This window comes from Aeromicrobium piscarium, from assembly GCF_007421815.1.
Classification (GTDB): domain Bacteria; phylum Actinomycetota; class Actinomycetes; order Propionibacteriales; family Nocardioidaceae; genus Aeromicrobium; species Aeromicrobium piscarium.
Genome location: NZ_VLNT01000001.1, coordinates 114,593 through 123,995, shown reverse-complemented (window position 1 = coordinate 123,995; position 9,403 = coordinate 114,593). Strand labels below are relative to the sequence as shown.

Sequence of the window (9,403 nt, the reverse complement as noted above, 5' to 3'; positions counted from 1 at the left end):
ACTGGCCGATCTCGGCTCGGAGAACTGCGGTGATGGATCGCTGCTGACTCGCCACGAGACACCTCCGATGTCAGATAGGGTTCGGGCATGCAGAAGAGGTATGAGTACGTGGCGGTGGACATCCCGGCGATGTCGAAAATGTCCGAGCGGCTAGACGACAAGATCAGCGCGAAGCTCAATCAGGTTGCTGAGCACGGCTATCGGTTCGTTGGGGTCCTGCCCGGGCCGAGCAAGTTGAATCTCGGGTACGCAGTCATGGAGCGCGAGGTCAGCGACTCGTGAGCACGCCTGATCGGCCCTGGGAGCGCAAGCCTCAGGCGGAACCCACAGCAGAAGAGAAGAAGCGCGATTTCAACAGGTTCGCTCTAAAGATCGTCGCCATTGCGGTTGTCGCGCTCGCACTCGTCTGGTGGGCGTTCTATGAGCCGAACGAGAGCGCTTCCGATGACGGCAGGGTTGGTGGCCCAGGGGGCGCCAGGCTTGCATGCGAGAACCTGGTGAAGGACCAACTCAAAGCGCCAGGTACAGCCGATTTCTCGAACGTCAGCGCGGTCAACAACGGCGGTGCGTCATGGACCGTCACGGGTGAGGTCGACGCTGAAAACGCCTTCGGCGCGAGTCTTCGATCATCTTTCCGATGCTCGCTGAGGGCTTCAGGGCCAGAGTCCTTCTCTGGAACGGCAGTCCTGACCGACTAACGCCGTTCCACCTCGAGGTACCAGTGGGTGCCAGGGTCGTCCTTGTCGGTGCCGGCCTTCGAGAGGACCGCACACCCTCGACAGAGATAGTCCTCGGCTGAATAGTGCGGGCCGTCTTCGTCGGTCGACTCATGGAGCGGCTGCCCGCATCCCTTGCAGAGGGTTGACTCGTAGATCGTGAGCGCCTGAGCCAGCAAACGATTCCGATCGGTCGTCCAGGACCGATAACGCGGGTCGTGATCTCCGAGCAGCATCACGAGCGGGGTAGTTCCCCACTCGCGTGCCGCTCGGAGCGCCTGGACTACTCCTGGATGGGCTGGGAGTCGCTCGGCGAGAAAGGGGCGCTGATCACCGGCTCGGTGGTCATCGCCTGGCGTGCCTCGTCCTGGAGCCTCCGGAGCTGGCGTTCACCGAGCTTGGCGCGCATCGCGCGCAGCTGCTCGACACTCACGCCATCACTGACCCGGCCGTCAGGGAACCGCACCTCCACGACGGCGTGGGCGAGGAACTGTAGGGCGTACTCCTCGGACCACTTCGACGCGGCCTTCTCGTACTCGCGCACCGCGGCCTCGTGCTCGGCCTTGGCCTGGTCGTACTTCTGCATCGCGACCGTGTGGGCCCGCTTCTGCACGTCGCTGGCGCCCTTGCGGAGCTTCGGCTCCTCGGGGGCTTCGGGGGCGACGGGTGCGTCGCCGACAGCCTCGTTGACCTGGTCGATCTGTGCGGAGATGTCCTGCACGATCCACTCGGACTTCGACGCCTGCCACTGGTCGTAAAGCTCGCCCATGGCCTGCTCGATCTCGTGCAGCCGCGGGTCGCCGGCCATGGTGTCGGTCAGCTCCGACGACTCTTCGAGGACGGCCTTCTCGCGCTCCAGCGACTGGAACTCCGCCGCCAGATCTGGACGTCCGTAGATCGTCACGGAACGCTTAGTCAGCGCCGCACCGCCGATCCAGTCGCCGAACGCGTCGTCGAAATCGGCCGGGACGACCTCGTTCTCGAGGTCGGGGGTCTCGGGTGTCTGCTCGGTCATGGTATTCCTTCCACGGGTTGCCCACGGGTAGATGGGGATTGGTGACCCGGGAGGGGCGCGACCCGTGGCGGCACGCACCCTCCCGGGGGTCTGGGATCAGGCCGCGGCGACTTCGATGAACGGGTAGCCCGCCTGCACGTCGGCCTCCTGGCGCCACTTGATCCAGCCGCCCATGTCGGACGGGGGCAGCAGGTTGTCGGTGGAGATCTCGGCACCGAGGAAGATCTCGTCGCCGTCAGCCCAGTCCTCGGTGGAGCGCTTCGGGGAGCGCCGCGCGTAGGCCCACAAGGTCGTGCCCTTGACCTTCACCGCCTGGAACGCGTCGTCGCCCTCGTCGGGCGCGGACTCGCCGGAGGAGTCGTAGTAGCGGAACAGGGTGAAGTTCGCCTGCCAGTTCGAGCGGGTGCTCGTGTTGGCGTTGGAGTCCTCGCAGAGTGCACCCTCGTTGAGCTTGTCCGACGCGGCGGCGCCGAACGCAAAGTCCGAGGCGAGGACCGCGCAGGACGCGTCGATGCCGGCGTTGAGCTCGGTTGCGGTGGGCGAGGCCGGGTTCGCGGGCTTGGTGGTGAGCAGGGTGAACTTCGTGCGCCCGTCGGCAAGGGAACGAGGCATGGTTACTCCTTCTTGTCCCCGGCGTCCGGGGTCTGGTCTTCGGCCACCTGGGCGGCCTCTTGGTTGCTTGCCACGGGTTCGGACTGCCGGGCGGCGGCCCGCTCATCCGCCTTGCGTTGGCGGGGAGTCTTGGTGAACTGCTTCGCGATCGACGGCACATCCATGAAGTGCGCGGGCACTCGGTGCTTCTCGCCGGTCGACTTCGCGTAGACGTCGATGAACTGCGACATCGGGGCCTCCTGGGCATGACGAGGAGCCCGGCAGGAGGCTTCCTGTCGGACTGGTGGCCGGGTGAGTTAGGCGGGCGTCGACCTCAGTGAGTAGAGGTCGACTCCGAAGTACGGGTGCCGGTTGCTGTTCGGCAGGGTGACGTCGCCGTCGGCTTGCACATTCTGCGAGTCATAGAGCCGGAGCTCGGCGACGTAGCGACCGTCGACCTGGGGGTGCTTGTCGATCAGGGCTGCGCGCACCAGTGAGGAGACCGACCAGACGGCCTCGGGGCTCACCCCGACGCAAGTGACGCCGAGGAGGTCGTCGAGGTCGGATTGTGTGCCGCACAGTGTCTCGGAGATCATCCGCCCGGTAGAGGACCACAGGATGATGTATGGGTATGCGATCGGTCGACCTTCCGGCACGTCGATGAACCAGACGTCTCGACCGAGCGGCGCGAGCAACGCCTTCACGGCCTCCATGTGTGCTCGCATCAGATATCCACCGCGAAGTCACCGAGGAACTTCTCGACATTCGGCATCTCTGCCTCGAGTGCTCCGCGCGGGTCGGCAACCGTGCCACCACCGCGACTGGTGCCGAAGTACGCGATGTTCGCGAGTGATCCCGGAGAGCCCTTGGTGGGTCCGATCTCCGCCTCAACGAAGCCGCCGCCGAACGCTCCACCCGAGCGCATGTCGTAGGAGATCGCTTGGGCTACCTGCTTGAAGTGTCGCGACTGGCCCATCTCGTCACGCAGCTGCCGCTTGATGTTGTTGGCGCCCCGTTCGATGACCTTGGACACCTCGCCCTGAGACGCGTTGGCCTTACCCTCGAGTGCGGCGATGAACTCGTCCATGCCCTGCCAGAAGACGTCAGCCATGTGAACCTCCTAGGCCGAGGTGATCCCCGGCGGCCCCTGTAGGTCATCGACCACCAGGCGCTGGCGGGTCGCCTGTGACTGGTCATCGATGCTGGCAACCCGCAGGCGGGTGCCGATCATCTGGGAGTTGTCGGGATCACTGAGGATGGTCACAACGTCGCCGGGGCGGGCGACGACGCCGTGCGGAATGCTGACCACCAGCCGCGACGAGACGATCGTCGCGCCGGCCACCTCGGGCGTCTGCTCCCACGCGAGACCGGGGTAGCGCGTGTAGCACTTCCCATCGGCGTGGGGGTGATCGTCGGGCCACTCGGGGTCGGGGTAGATCTGGGTGAACGGCGTTTCGGTGTCGCCGTTCTCGTCGGTGTCATCCTCACCGGGGCGCTCGATGACGCAGGTGGCTCGCATGCGGGAGATCGCGTGGCCGCGGAGTTCTGCGAGTCCGGCGGCGAGTTCGGTGCCGAAGTCGAAGTCGGTCACCAGAATCGCCCGCCACATCGGTCGCGCGTAAACGTCGGGCGGAGGCTGAATGCGTCGGCCTCGGTTGCCGGTAGGAGCTGTTCCCACTCGGTGTCGGTGAGGTCGAGGCCGAGGGAGTCGTCGACGCCTTCGCGGCGTCGGGTGATCGTGCCGTCGTCGACGGTGACGGTGGTGGAGGTGATGCCGTTGGGATTGCGGACGCGGCGTGCCACGGCGCTCACGACGACGTCGGTGATCTCTTCCTGGCTGAGCCTGCCAGTGTCGACGGCGTCGTCAAGGTCGTGGCCTTCGCGCTTGAAGCGGGCGCGGATCTTACGCTCGACGCGCTCGATCCACGCCTGCCACTGCTGGCGTTCGTCGTCGGTGATCGAGGAGGCAGGGCGGCCGAGTTCGACCGCGACATCTTCGGGGATCGTGTAGCTCATGGCGCCCTGCCTCCTCTCTCGTTACTTCTCGGGCTTCGGCTCGGCCTTCTTGGCCGGCGCCTTGGCCTGACCCTGCTGGTGCTCGACGACGTGGTCGCCGACCTTGGCCCAGTCCGGGACCGAGTCGCCCTTGTGGAAGGTGACGACCTGGCCCGTTGCCGGGTCGCGCAGCAGGACGCTCGCGGTGAACTTCGCCATCAGAGGACCTTGGCCTTCATGGCGAGGTTCGCGTTGGCGAGCACGGGCAGGCTGATCGAGTCGCCCTCCACCTCGGCGATCGCGGGGGCGCGATCGTTGCGGTGGGCGGCGACGACGATGCCGGGCTGCTCCTCGGCGTCGATCTCGTAGTCCGGAAGTGACGCGGTGAGCGTCTGGCCCCAGAAGGTGGCGCCGAGCTCGGTGCCCTCGGCGTCGTCGGTGTCGACGGGCGCGGGGAGCAGGAACAGCGAGTCGCCGGGCAGGACTGGTCCGGCCTTGGTGGACCGCTTGTAGATGTCCACCGGGGGCAGGTCGGCGCTGATGAGGTACTGACGCACCTCGTCGGCGACGGCCGGCCGCGAGGCACCGTTGTTCAGCTGGGTGCGGAACTGGGCTCCGCGCGACAGCGAGGCGAACACGGTGTTCGACATCAGGATCGAGCCCGGGGGCACCCCGTTGGCGGCGATGTACGCCTCCTGGAGCGTCTGGAGGTACTCGATCCGGTCGGCGTCGAGATCGGTCCAGAGGGTCGGTGCGACGACCGACATGGACGGGTCGCGACCGAAGTCGTCGTCCATGCTGAAGTTGCTCTGGGTGACCGCGGCGCGGCCGGTGTTGATGACGATGCCACGGGTCCGCTCGACGCGATCGACAATGGAGCGCACCGTGCGGCGCATGGCGCGCTCGATGGGCGTGCGGTACTGCTCGTCGACAGCGCCGCGAGCGCGGAGCTGCTGGTACTCCGAGATGGACTCCCGGCGCGACACGGCGGGCAGCTTGAGCATGACCTCTTCGCCGACCTCGCCGCGGCCGTACTCCGGCTCGGCGTCGTAGGCGCGGTAGCGCGCCTCCTCGACCAGGCCGTTGGAACCTGCGATGAAGCTGACGGCGATGTCAGCGACCTCGCGGTTGGGCAGGTAGCGGGCCAGGGAGCCCGACTGCGCCTCGTAGATCGCCTGCTCGGCGCGCGCGTAGCCCGTCAGCTCGGACGGGTCGATGACTTCTGTCCATAGAGGCATCAGGCGTCACTCTCCTGGATGAAGACGAAGCCATTCGGGGCGTCGTCGGGGATGTTGGTCGTGACCGGGAGTCGGTCGACCTTGATGAAGCCGTGGCGGAAGATCGGGACGTTGAGGTCCTCGACTCCGTCGGTGGTCTGGTCGGTGAACAGGACGCCGAAGACCTCGCCGGTGGCGCCCGTGAAGGGCTTGACCGAGGATTCGTCGGCGACGTTCACGATGAGCCCGGACGGGAAGTAGCCGTCGGGGTAGTGGTCCGCCTTGGTGAAGGCGCTGACGTCGAGGACGGACGTGCGGCAGTTGTGGATGCCGTGTCCGCTCCCGACCCAGGACTGATCGCCGGTCGTAACCGACTCTCGCTTGAGCTGGGGCATGATGTTCCTTTCGTCGTGCCCTTCGGGATGGGAATTGCTCCCGTCAGACCTCGGCCCCAGCGGGACCAGTTGGTCAGGCGGTCTTCTTCTTGTGGCGCTCGAGGTAGTCCTCGCGAGCGCTCTTCACCGAGCCGGTCGTGGTCTTCTCGCCGGCGCTTCCTCCGCCGCCCTGTGTGCGGTCGGGCTTGGGGGCGCCGTTGCCGTTCTCGCCGGGGGCGAGTCGCTTGGCGAGTGCCTCGCGGGTGGCGTCGTCGCTCGTGGACCCGAGGAGTTCCAGATCGTCCTTGTCGGTGATCTTGTGCTCATTTGCGAGCTTGAGGACTGCGGCTTCGCGCTGCATCCCCTCGACCTTCTGCTGGAGGGTGGTGACGAGGTCGTTCCCGTCGCCGTCGCCCTTCTCGGTCTTGATGCCGAGGGCTTCGGCCAGCGAGTTCTTGAACTGGTCGAGTTCGCCCTTGAGCTTCTTGCGCTCTTCGCGCTCGGCCTCCAGGGCCTTCTTGCCGCCCTCGCCGAGCTGCTCGTCGCCCTTCTCGCCGGAGCCGGTCTTGGGCTTGGCCTCCTCCTTGGCGTTCGAGCCCTTGGTGGTCTCGCCGCTGTCGGTGCCGTCGCCCTTGTCGGCGTCGTCTCCAGCCTCGCCGTCGGCCATCATCGTGAGGCCGGCGTACTTGCGGCGGTTGCGGTCGAACGTCGCGTTCAACCACGCCTGGGCGTCGGGGCTGAGGATGTTGGTGTCGGTCATGGGGTTCCTCTCGGTTGGAGCAGCTCCCATCGCGGGGCGCTTCCGGTCCGGCGACATCGCGTCGTCGGAAGTCTCAGCGGGTGAAGACCTGGCCACCCGATGCCAGGTAGGCGCGGTACTCGCGCTCGGCTCGGGCGAGCTCGATCTGCGTCACCGGGCGGCGAGATACGCCGGCCCGGTTCAGCCCTCGGCCGTAGGGGTCGGGCGCATTGCCAAATCCCGGGCTGGTGTACGGGCTGTAGCCGCTCAGGGCCGTCTCATAGCGCATCTGCGCGTCGTAGAGGCGGCGTTCTGCGGCGGTCATCGTGTATCGATTGCGCGGGTCGCGGACGCCCGTTCGGCGGGCTTCCTCGATGGCCTCACGGGCGGCTCGTCGCTGCCCGCCGCCGCCGAGCTGGCCCCAGCCCTCACGCTGCCCTCGCAGCGCACCGCCGGATACCTGACCGGGAGGCAGGACGTAGCCGTGCTCGCGGAGCCGGTCGATCGTCCAGTCGCGGCCGTGGCCGAAGCGGCTGGCCTGGTCGTAGATTCCCTCGGGGGTGAGGCGGCGTTGGCCGGGGCGGAGTCCGCGGCGGGCGTTGCCGTAGCGGGTGCCCTCGGAGGTGAACAGGCCGTTCTTGGTCATCCCGCGGCGGCTGTTGACGACCTGGCTGATGTCGGCGCCGTCTCGGATGGCCTGTGCCCCGTACTGGCCGAACGCCGCGGCCTGCTCGGCGCCGGACATGCTCTCGAACACCTTGTACGGGTCGTCCATCAGGCCGTTGGCGTAAGCCTCGGCCTGGTCGCCGACGCGGGTGGCGACGTGCTGGCACAGGCATTGCGGATGGCGCAGGAAGCCGGCGTTCCATCGGTAGAAGCGGCCAGCGAGGACGATGCAGCGGGCGCACGCTTTCGCCGAGACCATCCGGACGTATCCGGTTCCCGGCCGGCTGGCGAGATCGGCTCCGGCGGCCTGCCGGGCGACATCGGCCACCTGTGTGATCGTGATCCGGTCGAGCGACTTGCGGGCCGTCCGAAGCGCAGTGTCGGCGCTGAGCCCGCCGCCGATCAACGACTTCGCCTGGATGATCGGCGAGTAGAGCAGCGAGCCGAGCGGACGACCGTCAGAGGCATAGCCGGCGAACGTTTGCGGTGCCGTGAACTCGACCGGGGCGACGTACTGTCCCTGCTCGGCCAGTGACATCGCCGCGTAGGTGCCGCCCTCGAATGCCGCCCGCTGCTGGATCGCCACGAAGGCGGGGAGGACGCGGACGATCTGCTCATTCCACGATTCCGACAAGAACCGCTCGTCGATGCGACCCCACGCTCGGCGGGTGGCGCCGAGAGCGAGGATCTCGAGCTTCTGGATCTGGCGGTAGTGCTGGTCGGCGGCGTCAGGCAGGGTCGGCATAGTTCATCGCCAGATCGCGAGTGATCAGCTCCGTCGCCGGATCGATGCTCTCGGCGCGCTCGGCGGCAAAGTACCGGCGCTCCTTGTCCTTGCGCGCTTCCGACCAGCCCAGCTCGTCCCAGGCGCCCTCACGGGAGAGGATGCCCTGCGACTTCGCCTTGACCACGGCATCCATCCGCTGAGCCACCGTCGGGGTCGCCGGGTCAAACCAATCCACGCGGACACGGTTCCCCTCAACCCACTCACCGGTCGCGAAACGCAGGGCGAGCGCCATCGTCCAGCCGACGGGATCACCGACCTGGGCGTTGAACGCCTCCACGCTGCGCACGAGCCGCGACTCGGTGCCACGGATGGCGCCCTCGGTGCTCGGGTTGGCCGTGGTGATGCCGAAGTAGTCCGGCGGCAGCTTGGTCAGGCTCGACGCCAGCTTGCCGTTGGTCATCACGGCGGTCTCGAAGTTCTTGAGGTCCGCCGGCGTCAGGGTGCCGGCCTTCGCGTTCTCCTTCTTGAGGAGGTAGAGCGCGTTCCAGTAGGCCTCGAAGCGAGGGATCGGATTGCCCTTGTCGTCGACAAAGTCGCCCTGCGCCACGCCGGTCAGGAAGATCCGCGGGATGCCGGCGGCCTCCTGGCCGAACTGCATGTTCGTCATCGTTCGAGTGACCGAGTCGACCAGTGGCATGAGGATGCTGATCCCGGGCTTGCCGACCCATCGACCCGAGCGGCGTCGGTGCAGGTGCATGATGACCGGGACGACACCGAGACTGTGCTTGTCGCGGTCCTTCTCGACCCACTTGCCGTTCTCTCGATCGACCCAGATCGTCACGTCCGGGAGGTAGAGCACGGCCTTGTTCTGGCCGGTGTCGGGGTCCCTGTAGAAGCGCGCTGCGGCGTCCATCTGCTGCGTGCGGATGTTGACCTTGGCGGTCATCTCCATCGGGTTCTCAGCGCGGATGATCGGGAAGTCCGCATTGCTCTCGTTGGTGCCGACCGAAAAGAACGACCGGCCATAGGTCCACGAGTCGTCGGAGAACATCGACAGCTGCGTGTCCATGTTCGAGGCGTCCCACATCGACCGCAGCGCCGCATCCGGCTCATCCTCGCCGGGCAGCACGATCGAGCGAACCTGCTGGCGATCGGTGTGGCTGGTGACGAGCGTGTCGATCCAGTTGATGTAGACCATGAACCGGCGCATCTCGGGCGGGATCGCCATGCCGAGGTGCTCGATACGCGCCTCACCCTCGCGGTAGCGCTCGTGCAGAAGGTCCTTGCGGTAGCGCTTGACCTGGCCTCGCTTGAGGCTGTTGAGGGTCTCGACCTCGGAGTCGGTGAGTGCCACGCCGCCTCC

Annotated in this window: 15 protein-coding genes; 2 read left to right on the top strand and 13 right to left on the bottom strand. The window is 66.9% G+C overall.

Annotated elements, in window-relative coordinates:
* Positions 1 to 87 precede the first annotated feature (87 nt).
* Both FNM00_RS00635 and FNM00_RS00630 read left to right on the top strand, forming a co-directional pair.
* A complete protein-coding gene (locus FNM00_RS00635; protein WP_143911084.1) occupies positions 88 to 282 on the top strand; it encodes a hypothetical protein in 195 nt (64 codons plus the stop codon).
* Positions 279 to 698 (top strand): hypothetical protein, encoded by a 420-nt coding sequence (locus FNM00_RS00630; RefSeq protein WP_143911083.1) that lies wholly within the window; start codon positions 279 to 281, stop codon positions 696 to 698. Before FNM00_RS00635 ends, FNM00_RS00630 begins: the two co-directional genes overlap by 4 nt.
* Positions 699 to 999: 301 nt before the next feature.
* Here the strand turns inward: FNM00_RS00630 and FNM00_RS00625 are convergent, their stop codons facing one another.
* The 13 genes from FNM00_RS00625 to FNM00_RS00570 all read right to left on the bottom strand — a co-directional run bounded on the left by FNM00_RS00625 (position 1,000) and on the right by FNM00_RS00570 (position 9,394).
* Positions 1,000 to 1,731, bottom strand: a complete 732-nt coding sequence (locus FNM00_RS00625; RefSeq protein ID WP_143911082.1) for a hypothetical protein — start codon at positions 1,729 to 1,731, stop codon at positions 1,000 to 1,002.
* 96 nt (positions 1,732 to 1,827) lie between these two features.
* On the bottom strand, positions 1,828 to 2,343 hold the full coding sequence (locus tag FNM00_RS00620; protein WP_143911081.1) for a phage tail tube protein: 516 nt from the start codon (positions 2,341 to 2,343) through the stop codon (positions 1,828 to 1,830).
* Positions 2,344 to 2,345: 2 nt separating this feature from the next.
* Positions 2,346 to 2,573 (bottom strand): hypothetical protein, encoded by a 228-nt coding sequence (locus FNM00_RS00615; RefSeq protein WP_143911080.1) that lies wholly within the window; start codon positions 2,571 to 2,573, stop codon positions 2,346 to 2,348.
* A 66-nt stretch (positions 2,574 to 2,639) separates the two neighbouring features.
* Complete coding sequence (locus FNM00_RS00610; protein WP_185972904.1) at positions 2,640 to 2,918, bottom strand: hypothetical protein; 279 nt, start codon at positions 2,916 to 2,918, stop codon at positions 2,640 to 2,642.
* Between the two features lie 128 nt (positions 2,919 to 3,046).
* Positions 3,047 to 3,433, bottom strand: coding sequence for a hypothetical protein (locus FNM00_RS00605; protein ID WP_143911078.1), 387 nt, complete (start codon positions 3,431 to 3,433; stop codon positions 3,047 to 3,049).
* Positions 3,434 to 3,442: 9 nt separating this feature from the next.
* A complete protein-coding gene (locus tag FNM00_RS00600) occupies positions 3,443 to 3,931 on the bottom strand; it encodes a DUF6093 family protein (RefSeq protein WP_143911077.1) in 489 nt (162 codons plus the stop codon).
* The gene (locus FNM00_RS00595) at positions 3,910 to 4,338 is read right to left on the bottom strand and encodes a Gp19/Gp15/Gp42 family protein (protein WP_143911076.1); all 429 of its coding nucleotides are present in this window, start codon (positions 4,336 to 4,338) and stop codon (positions 3,910 to 3,912) included. Before FNM00_RS00595 ends, FNM00_RS00600 begins: the two co-directional genes overlap by 22 nt.
* A gap of 21 nt (positions 4,339 to 4,359) precedes the next feature.
* On the bottom strand, positions 4,360 to 4,536 hold the full coding sequence (locus tag FNM00_RS18690) for a hypothetical protein (RefSeq protein ID WP_185972903.1): 177 nt from the start codon (positions 4,534 to 4,536) through the stop codon (positions 4,360 to 4,362).
* On the bottom strand, positions 4,536 to 5,555 hold the full coding sequence (locus tag FNM00_RS00590; protein ID WP_143911075.1) for a major capsid protein: 1,020 nt from the start codon (positions 5,553 to 5,555) through the stop codon (positions 4,536 to 4,538). Before FNM00_RS00590 ends, FNM00_RS18690 begins: the two co-directional genes overlap by 1 nt.
* A complete protein-coding gene (locus FNM00_RS00585; protein ID WP_143911074.1) occupies positions 5,555 to 5,929 on the bottom strand; it encodes a hypothetical protein in 375 nt (124 codons plus the stop codon). Before FNM00_RS00585 ends, FNM00_RS00590 begins: the two co-directional genes overlap by 1 nt.
* Before the next feature lie 73 nt (positions 5,930 to 6,002).
* On the bottom strand, positions 6,003 to 6,668 hold the full coding sequence (locus FNM00_RS00580) for a hypothetical protein (RefSeq protein ID WP_143911073.1): 666 nt from the start codon (positions 6,666 to 6,668) through the stop codon (positions 6,003 to 6,005).
* A 73-nt stretch (positions 6,669 to 6,741) separates the two neighbouring features.
* Positions 6,742 to 8,058, bottom strand: coding sequence for a VG15 protein (locus tag FNM00_RS00575; protein WP_143911072.1), 1,317 nt, complete (start codon positions 8,056 to 8,058; stop codon positions 6,742 to 6,744).
* Positions 8,042 to 9,394 (bottom strand): phage portal protein, encoded by a 1,353-nt coding sequence (locus FNM00_RS00570; protein ID WP_143911071.1) that lies wholly within the window; start codon positions 9,392 to 9,394, stop codon positions 8,042 to 8,044. The genes FNM00_RS00575 and FNM00_RS00570 overlap by 17 nt, the downstream gene beginning before the upstream one ends.
* Positions 9,395 to 9,403: the final 9 nt, after the last annotated feature.

Coding starts and splice junctions, on each gene's coding strand:
- FNM00_RS00600 (WP_143911077.1), bottom strand. CDS start 3,931: ATGTGGCGGGCGATTCTGGTGACCGACTTCGACTTCGGCACCGAACTC.
- FNM00_RS00585 (WP_143911074.1), bottom strand. CDS start 5,929: ATGCCCCAGCTCAAGCGAGAGTCGGTTACGACCGGCGATCAGTCCTGG.
- FNM00_RS00610 (WP_185972904.1), bottom strand. CDS start 2,918: ATGATCTCCGAGACACTGTGCGGCACACAATCCGACCTCGACGACCTC.
- FNM00_RS00590 (WP_143911075.1), bottom strand. CDS start 5,555: ATGCCTCTATGGACAGAAGTCATCGACCCGTCCGAGCTGACGGGCTAC.
- FNM00_RS00625 (WP_143911082.1), bottom strand. CDS start 1,731: ATGACCGAGCAGACACCCGAGACCCCCGACCTCGAGAACGAGGTCGTC.
- FNM00_RS18690 (WP_185972903.1), bottom strand. CDS start 4,536: ATGGCGAAGTTCACCGCGAGCGTCCTGCTGCGCGACCCGGCAACGGGC.
- FNM00_RS00575 (WP_143911072.1), bottom strand. CDS start 8,058: ATGCCGACCCTGCCTGACGCCGCCGACCAGCACTACCGCCAGATCCAG.
- FNM00_RS00595 (WP_143911076.1), bottom strand. CDS start 4,338: ATGAGCTACACGATCCCCGAAGATGTCGCGGTCGAACTCGGCCGCCCT.
- FNM00_RS00605 (WP_143911078.1), bottom strand. CDS start 3,433: ATGGCTGACGTCTTCTGGCAGGGCATGGACGAGTTCATCGCCGCACTC.
- FNM00_RS00580 (WP_143911073.1), bottom strand. CDS start 6,668: ATGACCGACACCAACATCCTCAGCCCCGACGCCCAGGCGTGGTTGAAC.
- FNM00_RS00615 (WP_143911080.1), bottom strand. CDS start 2,573: ATGTCGCAGTTCATCGACGTCTACGCGAAGTCGACCGGCGAGAAGCAC.
- FNM00_RS00635 (WP_143911084.1), top strand. CDS start 88: ATGCAGAAGAGGTATGAGTACGTGGCGGTGGACATCCCGGCGATGTCG.
- FNM00_RS00620 (WP_143911081.1), bottom strand. CDS start 2,343: ATGCCTCGTTCCCTTGCCGACGGGCGCACGAAGTTCACCCTGCTCACC.